This window comes from Streptomyces anthophorae (assembly GCF_049310305.1).
In the GTDB taxonomy this organism is placed as follows: domain Bacteria; phylum Actinomycetota; class Actinomycetes; order Streptomycetales; family Streptomycetaceae; genus Streptomyces.
This window is the reverse complement of record NZ_JBLWQQ010000001.1, coordinates 7,723,740-7,739,220: the sequence shown is the minus strand read 5'-3', so window position 1 is coordinate 7,739,220 and position 15,481 is coordinate 7,723,740. Positions and strand designations below refer to the sequence as shown.

14 protein-coding genes and 3 pseudogenes are annotated in these 15,481 nt (G+C 69.1%); 6 read left to right on the top strand and 11 right to left on the bottom strand.

All coding sequences use genetic code 11. The features are described 5' to 3' along the window. Nucleotides 1–30: 30 nt before the first annotated feature. Nucleotides 31–141, bottom strand: a pseudogene (locus ACNYS0_RS35185) (IS5/IS1182 family transposase); the annotation flags it as partial. A 2-nt stretch (nucleotides 142–143) separates the two neighbouring features. Between ACNYS0_RS35185 and ACNYS0_RS35180 the strand changes: the two are divergent. Then, nucleotides 144–527 (top strand): annotated as a pseudogene (locus ACNYS0_RS35180) (acetylxylan esterase family protein); the annotation flags it as partial. A 52-nt stretch (nucleotides 528–579) separates the two neighbouring features. On the opposite strand, the gene ACNYS0_RS35175 reads toward ACNYS0_RS35180, so the two are convergent. The 6 genes and pseudogenes from ACNYS0_RS35175 to ACNYS0_RS35150 all read right to left on the bottom strand — a co-directional run bounded on the left by ACNYS0_RS35175 (nucleotide 580) and on the right by ACNYS0_RS35150 (nucleotide 8,107). Beyond that, on the bottom strand, nucleotides 580–1,662 hold the full coding sequence (locus tag ACNYS0_RS35175) for a LacI family DNA-binding transcriptional regulator (protein ID WP_422479560.1): 1,083 nt from the start codon (nucleotides 1,660–1,662) through the stop codon (nucleotides 580–582). A gap of 557 nt (nucleotides 1,663–2,219) precedes the next feature. After that, nucleotides 2,220–2,603: a hypothetical protein gene (locus ACNYS0_RS35170; RefSeq protein ID WP_422482926.1), complete on the bottom strand. Its 384-nt coding sequence runs from the start codon at nucleotides 2,601–2,603 to the stop codon at nucleotides 2,220–2,222. A gap of 400 nt (nucleotides 2,604–3,003) precedes the next feature. Next, nucleotides 3,004–4,737, bottom strand: coding sequence for a hypothetical protein (locus ACNYS0_RS35165; protein ID WP_422479558.1), 1,734 nt, complete (start codon nucleotides 4,735–4,737; stop codon nucleotides 3,004–3,006). Between the two features lie 634 nt (nucleotides 4,738–5,371). Beyond that, nucleotides 5,372–5,917, bottom strand: a complete 546-nt coding sequence (locus ACNYS0_RS35160; RefSeq protein ID WP_422479556.1) for a hypothetical protein — start codon at nucleotides 5,915–5,917, stop codon at nucleotides 5,372–5,374. Nucleotides 5,918–6,756: 839 nt separating this feature from the next. Then, nucleotides 6,757–7,137: pseudogene (locus ACNYS0_RS35155) on the bottom strand (FUSC family protein); the annotation flags it as partial. A 220-nt stretch (nucleotides 7,138–7,357) separates the two neighbouring features. Continuing rightward, nucleotides 7,358–8,107 (bottom strand): SDR family oxidoreductase, encoded by a 750-nt coding sequence (locus tag ACNYS0_RS35150; protein WP_422479554.1) that lies wholly within the window; start codon nucleotides 8,105–8,107, stop codon nucleotides 7,358–7,360. 136 nt (nucleotides 8,108–8,243) lie between these two features. Here ACNYS0_RS35150 and ACNYS0_RS35145 point away from each other — a divergent pair, with 136 nt between their 5' ends. The 5 genes from ACNYS0_RS35145 to ACNYS0_RS35125 all read left to right on the top strand — a co-directional run bounded on the left by ACNYS0_RS35145 (nucleotide 8,244) and on the right by ACNYS0_RS35125 (nucleotide 12,403). Then, the gene (locus ACNYS0_RS35145; RefSeq protein WP_422479552.1) at nucleotides 8,244–8,843 is read left to right on the top strand and encodes a TetR/AcrR family transcriptional regulator; all 600 of its coding nucleotides are present in this window, start codon (nucleotides 8,244–8,246) and stop codon (nucleotides 8,841–8,843) included. Nucleotides 8,844–8,929: 86 nt separating this feature from the next. After that, nucleotides 8,930–9,370 carry an Rrf2 family transcriptional regulator gene (locus ACNYS0_RS35140; protein WP_422479550.1) on the top strand — a complete coding sequence of 147 codons (441 nt, stop codon included), beginning with the start codon at nucleotides 8,930–8,932 and terminating at the stop codon, nucleotides 9,368–9,370. A gap of 53 nt (nucleotides 9,371–9,423) precedes the next feature. After that, the gene (locus ACNYS0_RS35135; RefSeq protein ID WP_422479548.1) at nucleotides 9,424–10,602 is read left to right on the top strand and encodes an amidohydrolase family protein; all 1,179 of its coding nucleotides are present in this window, start codon (nucleotides 9,424–9,426) and stop codon (nucleotides 10,600–10,602) included. Between the two features lie 375 nt (nucleotides 10,603–10,977). After that, nucleotides 10,978–11,271: a hypothetical protein gene (locus ACNYS0_RS35130; protein WP_422482860.1), complete on the top strand. Its 294-nt coding sequence runs from the start codon at nucleotides 10,978–10,980 to the stop codon at nucleotides 11,269–11,271. A 172-nt stretch (nucleotides 11,272–11,443) separates the two neighbouring features. Beyond that, nucleotides 11,444–12,403: a phosphotriesterase family protein gene (locus ACNYS0_RS35125; RefSeq protein WP_422479546.1), complete on the top strand. Its 960-nt coding sequence runs from the start codon at nucleotides 11,444–11,446 to the stop codon at nucleotides 12,401–12,403. Nucleotides 12,404–12,406: 3 nt separating this feature from the next. On the opposite strand, the gene ACNYS0_RS35120 is transcribed toward ACNYS0_RS35125, so the two are convergent. The 4 genes from ACNYS0_RS35120 to ACNYS0_RS35105 all read right to left on the bottom strand — a co-directional run bounded on the left by ACNYS0_RS35120 (nucleotide 12,407) and on the right by ACNYS0_RS35105 (nucleotide 15,453). Next, nucleotides 12,407–12,622 carry a hypothetical protein gene (locus tag ACNYS0_RS35120; RefSeq protein WP_422482859.1) on the bottom strand — a complete coding sequence of 72 codons (216 nt, stop codon included), beginning with the start codon at nucleotides 12,620–12,622 and terminating at the stop codon, nucleotides 12,407–12,409. Between the two features lie 62 nt (nucleotides 12,623–12,684). Then, nucleotides 12,685–13,410, bottom strand: coding sequence for an HNH endonuclease family protein (locus ACNYS0_RS35115; RefSeq protein ID WP_422479544.1), 726 nt, complete (start codon nucleotides 13,408–13,410; stop codon nucleotides 12,685–12,687). Nucleotides 13,411–13,493: 83 nt separating this feature from the next. After that, entirely contained in the window at nucleotides 13,494–14,075 is a 582-nt protein-coding gene (locus ACNYS0_RS35110; protein WP_422479542.1) for a hydrolase, read from the bottom strand. A gap of 58 nt (nucleotides 14,076–14,133) precedes the next feature. Next, nucleotides 14,134–15,453, bottom strand: coding sequence for an MFS transporter (locus ACNYS0_RS35105; protein ID WP_422482858.1), 1,320 nt, complete (start codon nucleotides 15,451–15,453; stop codon nucleotides 14,134–14,136). Nucleotides 15,454–15,481 lie beyond the last annotated feature (28 nt).

The following is a 15,481-nucleotide window of genomic DNA, read 5'->3' as shown; positions in this document are numbered from 1 at the left end:
TCCACCGACGCCACAACACCTCTCCACCGTTCATGTGGTGAGGTGCCCGTGACAGACGAGAGCGGCGGCCTTGTCGACAAAGGCAAGGAAGTGGTCAGGCTTGTGTTCATAGCGGCGATGTAGGCGACGGCATCCGCCAAGCCCTGGGGGTGAGCTTCAGCGGCGGGCTGGGCGCCCTGGCGCTGCCCTGGGACAACGGGTTCGCCGCCGGGCAGCTGACGGTGCCGACGTTCGGGAACCACCCGCTGCGGCTGACCCTGGACTGCGTCGGCAGCGGAGCCGCGGTGCGGCGGTACCACGCGGACCACCCCGAGGTCGTCGACGCGCTGTGCTACTTCGACGCGGCGACGGCGGCGGCCGGCTGCGCCGGCCGGTGCTCGTGACCGCGGCGCTGTTCGACCCCTCGGTGCCACCACCGGGCCAGTAAGGTGCTGGAAGCCGGACACTTCAAGTACGAGGGTACGCAGGCGGATCTGGCCCAACTCAACGCGGCTGTCAGCGAGTTCTTCGCCCGCACGCTGAAGTGACGTGCGGCCCGCCCCCGTTGCGGGAGGGGCCGCTCCCGGTGTTGGGAGGGGGCTACTTCCGGTTCCGGCCCCCGCAGCCGCAACTGCCCCTGCGCGCGAGGGACACCGGAAGCATCATCGACACCGGCTCGCTGTCCTGACCCCCACTCAGGCGGCGCACGAGGAGCTCCACCGCCTCCTCGCCCATCTGCCGCATCGGCTGGCGGACCGTGGTGAGGGCCGGGCGCACGAGGCGGCTCAGCGCGATGCCGTCGAAGCCGGTGACCGCGATGTCCTGCGGCACCCGCACACCCCGGCGCTCCAGTGTCTCCAGGGCGCCGACCGCCAGCTGGTCGTTGGCGAACAGCAGGGCCTCGGGGCGCTCGCCGGGACGGTCGAGCAGGGCGTCGGCTGCGCGGGCGCCCTCGGCCTGCGTCATCATGTCGACGCGCAGATCGGGTTCGTCGGGAGCGGGGATCCCGGCGGCGCGGCAGGCGTCGACGTATCCGCCGAAACGGGCCCGCACGTCCGGTGACTTCTCCGCGGACCCGACGTAGGTGAGTCGGCGCAGGCCGTGGTCCTCGATGAGGTGCCGGGTGAGTTCGCGCTGGCCGTCGGCGTTGGCCACCTCGATGTGGTCCAGGTGGTCGGGGCCGTCCGACTCGCGCGGCCCGGCCAGCATGACCACCGGCTGCCGCTGCGAGATGACCTCCAGGTCCTCCGTCGGGACGGTGCGGGCCAGCACCGCGAACCCGTCGACGCGCCCCGCCACCTTCGCCACCTGGCTCTCCGGGCCGCCCTGGAGGGAGGCCGCGATCAGCAGCGCGTAACCGTGGCGGCGCGCGGCGCGCTCCATGCCGCGGATGATCTGGTCGGAGTAGAGCATCGCGGCATCGCCGTCCGCGCCGCGCTCCGCCGCGGACTCGGCGTCCGGGTCGGAGTAGTCGGGAAAGCACGGTCCGAGCACGCCGGTGGAACGGCTGGCCAGACCGCGGGCGTTGCCATTGGGTACGTAGCCCAGCTCACGGGCCGCCGCGAGGACCCGCTCCCGGGTCTGTGCGCGGACCGTGTCGGGGGTGCGGTGAACCCGTGACACAGTGGCGATGGAGACACCGGAACGTTCGGCGACGTCGTACACGGTGGGAGCTGTACTCACTGATTGGGGTCCCCGAGTCCTGGGCAGCCCGGCAGGGCCTGGAGCGAAAGCGAATGAAAGCGCATTCACCATAGGCAGGAGGTGTCGCGAGGGGCAAGGGAGGCCAGGCCGGGGGGCGAGGGAGGCCGGGCACCGCAAAAACTGTTATCCCGTGGCCGCGCCGGCCGTCTCCTGTGCATAAGGTCCCCCGCCACGTACGAGGAGCCCCCCATGCGCGCACAGCTCTCTGCTCGCACCCGCATGCTCGACCGCCGCCGGCAGCGAGCGTCCGGCACGGACAGCGCGGAGCGCAGCGAGAGCGCGGGCGGCGTTCGCCCACCCGGGGATGCTGCACACCGCCGACGAGTCGGACCGGACGAAGCGGCACGTCGAGGCGGGTGACCAGCCCTGGTCGGCGGGCTGGGAGCGGGTTTGGGTGACAGGTTGGTCATGCGGCCTGGAGGGCCGGTGTGGTCATGACGGCTTCGTATTCGACCGGGGTCAGGCGGCCGAGTGCGGACTGTCTTCGGCGCCGGCGGTAGGTCCTCTCGGGATACGCCTCGCCTCTGAGACACGTACTACTGGCCGCTGGCCAAGTAGGGACCCGGCTCCGGGGCCATCGGATCATCGGTGGTGTCTTCAATGGCCTCCGACGAGGACGAGCGGGGGCTGCCCTGGTGGGCCTCCCTCAATCGCTGAGCAACCCGGTCTCCCCCGAACTCAGTGGCCACAGTGCAGAACCGATCCACAACGAACTGTTTGGCGTCCGGAGCCAACGGCCCGAACCACTCTCTCAGCAGATGGGTTGTCTGTACCCACTCTGCTCCCGGCGCGTAGGCGGCTACCTGCTCAGCAACCTTGGGGACGATCGTGTCGAGTTGCTCGGTGAGGGTGTTGGGCGAGTCGAGGAGGAGTTGCGCGAGAACAAGTGTGGGGTCTTTGCGAAGCTGGTCGTGGTACATCGACGCCTGATCGATGCGAAGTTGCTTGACCTCGCACTCGGTTCTCGCTCGAGCCCGACGACGCATGTCCGATTCGGCAATGCGAAGATCGACTGGAGGCACGTGGACGTACACAGTGGCCCAGTCGACGCATATCCCCTGGTCCGGTAGGCGTACGGGCTCTCCCAGACGCGTGTTGGCACGGCTCTGCAGCTGCGCCGGAACCAGAATCGGGCAGGCAGCCGCAATCCTCGTGACTTCCTCGAGCGCGAAGGATGCCGCAGGCGCCTCCGGGGCATGATGCCCCCACCTAGTACGCCACCGTCCCTCTGCTTGTACCGTGAAGCGGAAACCGTCATCAGCACTCGGGGCGGTGAATTCGATGGAAAACCCGCCCCGTCGCGCTGGCAAGGGCCAAGGTCTAAACACCAGATGTCTCAGCTTCGTCGTGTACACGAGGCTGGTGAGGATCTGCCTGCTGGGCACGCTGCATTAGGACGGACCGGAATCGATTGCGGTCCTGCCGGTTTCCGACTTCCCCACGCTCAAGCCAATACTCGGCGATTCGGACCAGGTTGAGGAAGCGCTGTCCACGCAAGTGATCGGTTGGTGTGTCGTGGACCGCTCGCACCAGAACGCTGAGGATCCGGTCAGACGCACTGGGGCGTGCTGTGGCCGTGTCCAGCCAGGCAGCGCAAGCTTGCCGGGTGAGTGAAGTCGGCTCCTCTACCTCGAGCGCGATGCGCCAGCCGCTGACCACCCAGTCCTCTACCGAACTTTCGGCCCCACACAGGAGCGTAGGCGTTCCCGAGGCGCCTTCCTGTTGCATGGCAAGGTACATGAAAGCGCTCGCCGCGGCCTGCCGCTGCCCTTCATGACCACTGGTGAACCACGAGTTCAACGTCTTGCGTAGTTGCGGGCGGAGCTTGTCGTCCTCCCAGAGAGCGTCGATGGCCGCGCCTACAGCGTTCGCGACGTCCAACTTCTCTTTGGCATCGAGCCGTTCTCGCCTGTCGAGCGAACCAGCCAGGTCACCGAGGCGGCGAATCATCTGTACGGGATGCGCAGGAGTGACACTCTGGAAGACCTGAGCCAGCGTCTGCAAGAGAGGTGCGTTCTCCTTCTCGATCCATTTACTGGTGGCGTTTCTCGTGAGCTGGCCGACCTCCGGGTCCAACGCGGCAGTCACGAGCAGTGCGTGAGCGTGCTTCCTCAGAGTTTTGTCCGCGGACCAGCTAGCGGCTACGCCAAGCAGTACCCGCATGGAGCGGGCCACTTGGACGTGATGCAAGATCCACGGGGACAACCGCTCCGCCACTTTCTCGGCCTTTGGTGCGGGCAGGTCGACACACAGCTGCGCCGTCCACGTCGTGAATCGCTCAATGAGCTCGGGTCGGTCCAGCAGGAAGTACCGCACCACGGCCTCTGCGAAGCCAGGGCCAGGGAAACGCAATCTGCCGTCGGGGAGAACCTCCGACTCAGCCTGGTTGGCGAGCTGGATCAGGCCCGGCCCTTGTTGACCGCTCAGACGCTGTACCTCGTCGTTCTTCTCTCCCAGAGCACGCGAGAGAGACGCGATCTTCTCGTGGATGCTGTCGACCGGCTCTCCGTCGTACACCGCGGCTAGGAGCAGGTAGTTGCGGTCGTAGCTGGTGCGTCCTGGGTGGGAGTGCCAATTGGTCAGAACATCCATCCACCCCGCCACTGCATTGCTGGCGGCCTTGATGACTGCATCGAACCCCTTGGATCCGGGGGCCGTACTGTGGCCGGTGGCAACGCGGTACTCGGACTCCGTCCGCACGAATGTCTTGGCCCAGGCTCGAACCTGCCCGGGAAGCAGTCCACTGAGCTGCTCGCCAATGCGTGTATCGGCAGCCCAGGCCTCTGGGTTGGCGAGCTTCGCGGACTGCAGGAACTTCTGAAACAGCGTCACAGAATCGGGCGGCTGAGGAGGACGTGCAAGATCTCCCGCTACCCCCCTGACGTCACGCCACAACGCAGTGCCCACCACGACGACGAGGTACGAACCGTCCGCGCGCAAATCATCGGAGTGCAGGAGCTCCAACCCGAAGTCACAGGAGGCCGGGAGAGCCTCCTCGGCGGCCCGCAGGTCGAGAATCCACCCCGTTCGCTTGTGCCCCTTGAGCCCCTCCATGCTGAAGGCGTCCCCCGACTCCCGACGTATCCGCCGCAGAGTCAAGGAGTCACCTGGCCTAGTGGTCAAGAGCCTCAGCGCTGTGGTCCACCGACCGCTGCCGAGGCGATCCGCGACCAAGACGACGACGCGGTTGTCTTCCAGAAGTTGTGCTAGACGGTCCTCATTAAGGACCGAAACATAGTCGGCCAAGTCCTGATCAACCACGGCCGGAGGAAGCGGCGCCCCGCTGTGGCGCTGCACCGCTTCAAACAACTGGCCGATCAGGGTTCCGTGATTGGTGTCCGCGTGGACGCTGGCACTGGGGGCCCCGCCTCTAGCCGAGGTATCGGGCGCAGGGGCACCGCTACTGTCGTCGGTCCCGCCTGGATCCGTGTCGCCGCCGGCAGTCTCGAGCTGTGCGAGCCCATCAAGACCAGTGTCTGCATCGGCGTTACCTACTGACGTCACGTCACCAGCGCCGGGTTGACGCTCCTGCTCTGCGTCAACTGCACTTCCCAGCTGCGGCACTGGGCCGACGAACGGCGTTGCGCTGGCCGCGGAGGGACCCTCAGGCATGCACAAACTCCTCTTGACGTAGCTGTGCGACACGATGCGATGGGTGCACCGGCAGATCGGTGCGCAAGATTCGGTGTCAGTCCCGATCCTCGATGACGGGGGCCTTCATGCCGACCACCCTTCCGCCGGGCTCCACGCTCTTCGCCCTGATTGTGCTCGTGGCGGAACCCCGAATAGCCTGCTGCGCCTCCATGCCGGTCACTTCGCCTGCCACGACGTCGTAATGCTGCTCGCTGAACGGCCCTGATCGAGCGCGCGTCTCGCCCTGAAAGGTGAACCGCTGACCGTAGATGTCTTCCAGTACGTCCCGGACCCGGCCAAGAATCTGCCTCACTGCCACTTCGTCAGCAACGATCATGGTTCGGTCACGTTCATACGGCGCCATGGCAAGAGCCAGAGCCTCCAGCACCGGGGCGTGGCTCGTTAGTCGGTCGGAGTCGATCCGGAGAGGCAGCGCAAGGTCTCCCACCAGTACGTCCGGAATATCAGGCGCCGCGTCGGGGCCTGCTTCCCGGTCGCTACGCCGTCGCTGCAGAGCCACATTGAGACGCTCGTACAGGAACGTAAAGGTTGCCGGCAACGCGCTACTCACGACCATCGACAGATCCAGCGGATCGGGCACGAGTCCCCCTCGCCCTAGGTGGGATACACAACCAGCTTCATTCATACAGGTGTTAAGTCGACGACTACATCCAACTCTGCGATCGTGGCTAAAACCCGTTTATCAGCACTACCGCGCACAAGGGTTGCGAGAGCCAGTTCGATTCCCAAGGGCCGACCGCAACGCCATCCTTCATTCCCCCTCGCCCGGCTCTTGAGGTAAGGGTTGCACCGACGAAGGACCGACCTTGCCTACGGGGCGGTGACCGTGGTGTTGATAGGGGGCCTCATCAGGGCGAGTCGCAACCCTCGCGACACGCCACGCCGCATCGAACGACAAGGACCAACCAGAGTCCCGCACCATACGCAGCGCCTTCAAGCTGGTAATCGGGGAGAGCACCAACCGAGTGGCCGATAAATTCACGAGGCGAGTCTGGCAGGGAGAGCACTACTCCCGATGGGGATTTCGAGCCAACCTTTACGGAGACTCAAGCCACACGAACAACTTCCGTCACACAAGTATTCACGGGCCACAAAGAAACCGCGCGGCCATTTCCATATCGAGGAGTCGACGGACAGGCGACGAATACTGGCCGGGGAGCCATCGACATCCTCAGGGCCCCTCGCCATGACCACCGCACTCGACCACCGCCCCGTACGACCAACCCGCGCGGCCGCGCTACACCCGCCGAAGCCAGAGGCTGACGGCACGTCAGGAAAGTCAGCAAGCCGTCAGCATGCACCCTGACTCACCCGACAACACCCGACCACACACGCGACGCACCGAATCTGCCTGAACCTCGCTCTGACCAGCTCTAATACCTGCTATGCGGGGCTGAACGCCCGCGACGCCCTTGACACGGCGAAGAAGGTCATGAACGCGAAGACGCCGAGCGAGTGCCCGCGCGGCCCCCACCGCCGCGCGTACACACCCGCTCCCACGACGGCGAGGAAGGCGAGGTCGCGTGCGAGGGGCATGTCGTGCAGGGCCGCGGCGAGCGCGAGCACCGGCAGTCCGACGACCGGCAGCAGCGCCGTCGTGACGGCCTGCCCGCGCACCGTCGCGTCGGTCACCGTGAACAGCGCGAGCAGCGCGGCGAGGCCGCCGGTGATCGCTCCGGTCAGTGAGTGCCCGACCGCGCCGCACAGCGCGACGGCGAGCCCGATCCCCAGCACGGCCCGCGTCGCGAACCGCAGCCTCATGCGCCCCGGATCCGCCGCCACGAACGCCCTCTTCAGCAAGTGCCCCGCCCCTTCCGTACCGCGCGTGCTCCCGACATGGAAAAGGCGCCGCGGAGACCCTCCCGGGGGTCCGCAGCGCCATCGACGCCTTCATTTCAACAGTAGAAGGGCCCTTGGTTCAACAGTGGCCGGATTTACTGGGCCATTGGCACAGTCGCCTCGCAAAGCGGCCCGCCCCCTCCGGACCAACGGACCAGCGGGCACCACCTCTTCGTACCTCTCAGTAGGCGAGTTCCCCGATCCCCCCGTCGACGCGCAGCACCGTGCCCGCCGTGTACGCGGACTCGTCCGACGCCAGGTAGACGGCGGCCTTCGCCATCTCCGTGGCGGTGCCGAGCCGGTGCAGCGGGACCGTGCGGCGGAACTCCTCGTGGAGCGCGGCCTGCCGCTCCGGGCCGAGCGCCGCGAGCGCGTTGGTGACGGTGGGGCCCGGGCTCAGCCCGTTGACGCGGACGCCGCGCTCCTTCAGCTCGTGGGTCAGCCCGCGGACGTAGGACAGCAGGCCCGCCTTGCTCGCGCCGTACACCGTCGCGTTCTCGTGTCCGACGAAGGCGGAGACCGAACCGACGAGGACGATCGAGGAGCGCTGCGAGAACAGCGGCAGCAGGGCCTTGATCAGGAAGAACGGCGCCTTCAGGTTGGTCGCGACCAGCCGGTCGAACGCCTCCTCGGTCCACTCCTCGATCGGCAGGTGGGTGGTGTCGGCGGCGTTGCTCATGAGGATGTCGACCCGCGGCCACTCCTCCTGGAGCCGCGCCGCGAGCGCCGCCTGCCCCGGCACGTCACCGGCGTCGCCGACGACCGTCAGCAGCGGCCCGTCCAGCTTCCGGGCGGCCTCGTCAAGGCGTTCCCGCGAGCGGCCGGTGATGGCGACGGTCGCCCCCTCGGCCAGGAACTCACGCGCGGTCTCCAGACCTATGCCGCTCGCTCCACCGGTGATCAGCGCGTACTTCCCTGCGAGTCGTCCCATGATTCCGTCCCTCGCTCCCTTCACCCGCGCGCACGCCGCGCACGTCCGGCCGATTTCTGTGCAGCCGTTCCAGAAGTAATGCGACCGAAGCTACGACTTCTTGAACGCCTCGTCAAGAAGTTGTAGCCTCGGGGCCGTGGCACGCACCGGAAGACCCCGCGGATTCGACAAGGACGAGACGCTGACGCGGGCACTCGAGCTGTTCTGGTCCCGCGGCTACGGGTCGACGTCGATCCAGGACCTGGTCGACGCCCTCGACGTCGAACGCGGCAGCCTGTACGGAACCTTCGGGGACAAGCGCCGCTTCTACCTCGACGCCGTCCGGCTCTACTGGGAGGTGTACGAGCGGCACCTCGTCGCCGCACTCGACACCACCGAGCTGCTGCCCGCGCTGCGCGAGATCCTGACGCACCCGGCCCGCCTGGACGAGCTGATCTCCGACCGGGGTGCGCCGCAGGGCTGCCTCGTCGGCAACACCACCGCGGAACTCGTCCCCCACGACGCCGAGGCGACCGAGGTCGTCGCCCACTCGTACCGGCGGTTCACCGAGATCCTCACCGACGCGCTGCGCCGCGGTCAGGCCGCCGGCGAAGTCACCGACTCCGCCGCCCCCGAGGCCCAGGCCCAGCTGCTGCTCTACGTCGTCCAGGGCCTCTCGCTCGTCTCGCGGGCCGGCCTCGACAGGTCCGCGGCGCTGGCCGCCGTCGACACCGCGATCGACGCACTGCGCGCCTGACCGTCCGAGCCCCCGCACTCCGGTGGGCGGTTGACCGCCGATTTAACTGTAACTACGGTGATTGCAGTTAACCGAAGGGGTCGGCGATGGCGGGACTCAGCAGCAGGAGCGCGGTGGCCATGCACGCGCTGGCGATGCTCGCGCACCGGCGTGGAGGCTCGCTGACCTCCGCGGAGATCGCGGACAGCCTGGAGAGCAACCCGGTGCTCGTGCGGCGCGTCCTCGGACTGCTGCGCGACGCGGATCTGGTGCGGTCCACCGAGGGGCGGGGAGGCGGCTGGACGCTCGCCCGCGCCCCGCAGGACATCACGCTCCACGACGCGTACGCCGCCGTCGAGGAGGGACGGATCTTCTCGCGGCATGCCCATCCGCCCAGCAGGGCATGCGCGATCGGGCGAGGCATCGGCGACGTGCTCGAAGCCGAGTTCCAGAACGCCGAGCGCGCCGCCGCGGAGCAGCTCGGCAGGACGTCGATCGCCCAGTTGCTGCGCCGCATTCTGGCCGATCCGCACCAAGAGCGGGAGTAGGCAGGGTGTCCCAGGGAAACGCCACACGAAGCGGTGCCGCGACGCACGATCTCGTGATCCGTCGCGCCCACGTCTTCGACGGCAATCGGGCGCTCACGGGCCTGTACGACATCGCCGTCGCCGGCACGGAGATCGCCGCCGTCTCGGCCGAACCGCTCACGGGCGCACGAGAGGTGGACGCGCGCGGCGGGTGGGTCGTGCCGGGCCTGATCGACACGCACGTCCATGTCTACGACGTGCGCGCGGTCACGGGCCCCGACGCTATGCGCGCCTTCGAGGAGCGTGAACTCCCGGGGCAGCTGGGCCTGTTCCTCGATCACGGGATCACCACCGTCAAGTCGGTGGGCGATCCGGCGGACGGGATCCTGCGCACGCGGGACAGGCTCGCCGCGGGTGCGTTGCGGGGGCCGCGGCTGCTCGCGACCGGGCCGGGGCTCACCGGGCGCGACGGGCATCCCGCCGCCACGGTGTTCGGCGGCAATCCCTGGGCGCGCACACGTTTCGCGGGCGAGGTCGGCAGCGCCCGGGAGATGCGCGATCTGGTGCACCGCCTCGCCGACCGGCTGGTGGACGCGATCAAACTGCTGTCGGAGGGTGCGTGCGCCCACGACGGCGAGCCGACGTACGTCTGGAGCAACCCCGCCTTCCCCGACGGCGTCGAACTGGCACGGCTCCCCCGTGAACTGCTCCGGGCGGGCGTCCGAGCCGCGCACGAGCGGGGCCTGCGGGTCACGGTGCACACCACGCAGCAGGCCGCGGCCCGCGAGGCGATCGAGGCGGGGGCCGACGGCCTGGAGCACGGGGTCACCGTCGAACCCCTCACCGACCGCACGCTCATCGACCTGATGCGCGACCGGGGCGTCGCCTACACGCCCACGCTCTGGACCGACGACGCCCACCCGGACGCCCGGGGCAACCTCAAGAGGGCCGCCGAGGCCGGTGTGCCCATCGCGCTGGGCAGCGACAGTTTCATCGGCCGGGGCCGGTTCGGGGCCAACACCCTGGAGGAGGCCGAGCTGATGGTGGCCGCGGGGATGACCCCCGCGCAGGTGCTGGCCGCGGGCACCAGCGGCGCGGCGCGGCAGTGCGTCCGCCCCGACCTCGGCACGGTGACACCCGGCGGGCGCGCGGACCTGCTCCTGCTGGACGGCGACCCCACCGCGGACATCGGCCACCTCCGTGACCTGCGTCTGGTGGTCCTGGACGGCCGCGTCGTCGTGGCCGAGCGGTAGCCGTTCCGGCGCCCGTCATGGGGGGTGTCTGTGAACGGTCGGTGAAGCGGGTTTCGGCCGCGCGCGACGGGCAACATGCCGCCCGTGACTCACCCCAACGACGGCATACCCAACAATGCCCCATACGGCCCCGGTCCGAACAGGCCGCCTCACAACGGCCCATACCCCTCTCAAGGCGGCGACACCGCCCCGATGTACGGCGGCCCGCGCCCGCACGACGGACCGCCGCCGCAGCACGGCCCCCGCCCGTACGACGGACCGCCGCCGCCCCCGCGGCAGCAGTCCGCCTACCGCCAGGACCCGGACGTCCCCTACGAGCCCGTCCCGCACACCGGCTACGGCCAGAACTCCGGGTTCACGCCGAACGGCCGACCGGTGCGCAACCGCAGCGGCCGGGGCGCGGACCGGTTCGCCCTGCTCGTGCACACGCTGGCCGACATCGCCGCGGTCTTCCTCGCTCTGTGGATCGTGCTGTACCTGCTCGACGCGAACCAGTCGAACGTGTTCGTCGAGTTCGTGCACGGCATGGCCGACTGGCTCTCCGGCTGGGCACGGGACATCTTCACCATGGACACCGAGGGGCTGCGGGTCTTCTTCAACAACGCCCTGCCCGCGGTGATCTACCTCGTGGTGGGCCACGGCATCGCCGCCTGGATCCGTCGCCTGTGAGTCGCTCGTCGGCCGGACTTCGGGGCGGCCCCCAACGCCCTGGAGACTCCGCCGACGGGCCTCTTCCGATCACACCCCGTCCCATGTCTTGACGCCCGCGGGCACCCGGCGGGACGCTCGGCTCACCTTGAATCCGACGTCAACTCCGACGTCCACATCGAGAGGCGCGCCGATGACGCAGGTCTGGACGGTCCGCGGACCGATCGACTCCAGCGAGCTCGGAAACGTACTCGTCCACGAACACGTCGTCATCGTCGGCGAGGAGTTCCGGCAGAACTACGCGCGGTGGGACGAGCAGGCCGTCGTCGACGACGCCGTCGCCCAGCTGAACGAGCTCAAGGGGCTCGGCATCGACACCATCCTCGACCCGACGGTGCTCGGCCTCGGACGGTACATCCCCCGCATTCAGAAGATCGCCGCGCGCACGGACCTCAACATCGTCCCCGCGACCGGTCTCTACACGTACGACGATCTGCCGTTCCAGTTCCACTACAACGGCCCGGGCACCCTGTTCGGCGGTCCCGAACCGCTCGTCGACCTGTTCGTGAAGGATCTGACGGAGGGCATCGCGGACACCGGTGTGCGTGCCGCGTTCCTCAAGTGCGCCATCGAGGAACAGGGCCTCACTCCCGGCGTCGAGCGGGCCATGCGGGCGGTCGGCCAGGCCTCCGTGCGCACCGGGGCGCCGATCACCGTGCACACCCACGCGGCCTCGGAGTCGGGGCTCGTCGCCCAGCGCGTGCTCGCCGAGGAGGGGGTCGACCTCGCCCGCGTCGTCATCGGACACTCCGGGGACACGGACGACATCGACTATCTGACCCGCCTCGCCGAAGCCGGCTCGTATCTCGGCATGGACCGGTTCGGGCTCGACGCCCCGCTCACCACCGAGCAGCGCGTCGACACCATCGTCGAGCTGGTACGCCGCGGACACACCGACCGGATCACGATCTCGCACGACGCCGCGTGCGTCATCGACTGGTTCGGCGACATCGACCGCGCCGAGGTCGCCCCGAAGTGGAACTACCGGCACATCAGCGAGGACGTGCTGCCCGCCCTCGCCGACAAGGGTGTGTCCAAGGACGACATCGACACGATCCTGCGGGCCAATCCGCGGCGCCACTTCGAGGCGTAGCCGTCAGGGGCTGACCGCGCCACCCCCGCGCTCCACGCTGCGCAGCACCTCGGCGTGCAGCTCGGCGAGGCCGCCGGGCGGCACGGCCGCGGGGCTGCCGGTGAGGGTGTACCACTCGTCGGCACCGGTGTACTGGACGGCGATCCGGGCGCGGTCCCCGGACTCCCGGATCGTCGAGACGGTGAGGTCTCCGGTGACGACACCGACCTCGTCGGTCATGGCGCCGCCGGGCCCCGCGTGCACCTCGCCCGTCAGTGTCTCGGGCTTCTTCTCGTCCCCGCTCACGCGGAACACGTCCCCAGCATCGTCGTCAGCTCCTTCTTCTCGGCGTCGGTGACCGTCAGTTCGTACGTCGACTTCACCGACACCCAGGAACGGGCGTACGTGCACCAGTAGTCCTTGGCCTCGGGCTGCCACTCGTCGGGGCCCTGGTCGCCCTTGGAGCGGTTCGAGTGGGCGGACACCGACAGGAGCTGGGGGTGCTTCAGGTCGTTGGCGAACGCCTTGCGCTCCTCCTGCGTCCAGTCGTCGGCGCCGGAGCGCCAGGCGTTGGCGAGCGGCACGGTGTGGTCGATGTCGAGGTCCCCGGAGTCCGTGAACTTCTCACCGTCGTACACGCTGACCCAGTTGCCGGAGGCCGCGTGGCACTCGTCGTCCGTCTTCACGTCCTTGCCGTCGCGCTTCAGGACGGTTTCGCGGGTGTCGCAGCTGTCGCCCTGCTCCGCCCAGTGCGGGAACTTGTCGCGGCTGTAGCCGGACATGGAGCCGTGCGGTGCCACCTTCAGTCCGGCCAGCTCGTCGCGCGCCTCGTCCGCGCTCGGCACGCCGGGGAGGGTGCTCTCTCCGGTGGTCGCGCTCGCCGACGTGGACGGTTCCGCGCCGTGCGCCGAGTCCTCGGACCCGCCGCCGCCCACCCCCTGGCATCCCGCCAGCAACAGCGCCGTGAGCGCGACCGGCACCGCCGACCGGCCGAGCCGCCCGAACCGCGTACGTTCCTGAAACCCCATGCCCCGCAACTGCCTTCCGTCGACCGCTTCGAACACTCGAAGCGTACGGGGCGGCCGACGGGCCGTCAGGGACCGGGCGTTGCTCAGTGAGTCGGGGCCAGCAGCTTCAGTACCTCGTCCGTCGTGCCGGTCTCCCCCAGGCGCGGGAAGATCCGCTCGACGCTGCCGCGGTGCGCCTCCGGGTCGACGTCGGTCATGGCGTCGGTGGCGAGGGTGACGTGGTAGCCGTGCTCGTGGGCGGCGCGGGCCGTGGACTCGACGCCGATGCTGGTGGCGACGCCGGTCAGGACGACCTGGGTGATGCCGCGGCGGCGCAGGTGCAGGTCGAGGTCGGTGCCGTAGAACGCCGACCAGTTCCGCTTGGTGACGGTGAGGTCCTCGGGGTGCCCGGCGAGCTGTTCGGTGATCTCGTCCCAGCCCTCCGGCATGGCTCGGCCGCCGCTCGGGGTCTCGGTGCGGCCGGGTACGGCGTCTGATCCGTCGGCGGAGAAGGTGACCCGGACGAGGACGACCGGGAGCCCCGCGGCGCGGAAGGCGTCGGCGAGACGCGCGCTGCGGTCGACGACGTCGGACACGGCGTGCGGGGCACCGGACACCCCCATGAGGCCCTTCTGGAGGTCGACGACGACGAGGGCGGACCTGGGGTCGAGAGTGGTGAGAGACACGTGTTTTTCCTTAGTCATAAGCAGAGTTGAGACAGATGGGAGGGGGGAGGTACGAGGGTCAGTCCCGGCCGACCCGGCGCAGCGCCCGGTCGGCCACGGTCACCAGGAGCAGCAGCACGGACACGACGACGAGCATCCAGGCCAGCTCGTGCAGCCCGGCCGTGTCGGCGCCGCCCTGGAAGAAGGCGGCGTTCGCGGCGGAGGCGAGGAGCGCGCCGAGATAGCTGAACGTGCGCAGCAGTCCGGCGGAGGCGCCGGTGCGCTCCGGGTCGGCCTGGGCGTAGAGGGCGTTCTGGTTGGCGAGGCCGACGAGGCCCTGCGGGATGCCGAAGATCGCGCCGATGACGACGAGGAGCCAGATCGGACTGTCGGAGTTCAGCACCAACAGGGCGGCGACGCCTACGAGTTGTGCGAGTCCACCGACATACAGCTTGGCCCGTACCTGCGGGCGGCGCCCGGTCAGGACGGTGACGCCGATGGCCATCAGGGACATCGGGAGCAGCAGGAGGCCGGCCTGTTCCGGGCCGAGTCCGCGGCCGTCCTGGAGCCATTGGCTGTAGCCGTACAGGAACGCGTACGACGTGGTGTACGCGAGGAGTTGGCGCGCGTACGTGGCGAGCAGCGGGGTGTTGCCGCTCAGGACACGCAGGTCGATGAAGGGGTCGGCGGAGGCCAGTTCCCTGCGGGCGAAGACCGCGCCCGCGACGGCGCCGATCACGGGCAGGTACCAGTGGGCGGTCCCCGGCGCCGTGAGGAACAGCATGGACGCGGTGAGCGATCCGGCGAACAGCAGCATGCCGGGCACGTCCGCCGAGGTGGAGGCGTCGGCCTCGCGGCCGGCCCGGACGTGCTTCGGCAGCCGGAGCGCGCCGAGCACGAGGCAGGCGAGCGACAGCGGCACGTTGACCGCGAAGATGAGGTGCCAGCCGCCCAGGCCGATCAGGACGCCACCGAGGGTCGGGCCGACGACGGCGATGACCTGGTTGGACACCGACAGCGCGGCGAGGATGCCGCTGGGGCTCCTGATGCCCGTGCGCTCGGACTCGGTGCGCAGCAGATACATGGAGGCCGGGTACGCGGCGGAGGTACCGAAGCCGAGCAGCACCCGGGAGACGATCAGCACCCAGAAGCTCGGGGCGAGGACACCGAGCAGGCCCGCCAGGCCGACGAGCGCGGTGCCGAGCAGATACAGCCTGCGCGGACCGAACGCGTCGACGAGCCGGCCGATCACCGGCTGGCCGACGGCCGTGGCGAGGTAGAGCGCGGAGACGAGCCAGGCCGTCTGGGACGGCGGGACGCCGAAGGCGTGGCCGATCGGGACGAGCGCGACCGCGAGCATCGACGAGTTGATCGGGTTGAGGATCGACCCGAGGATCATCGGCGCGACGAGGCGCCGGTCGAACCCG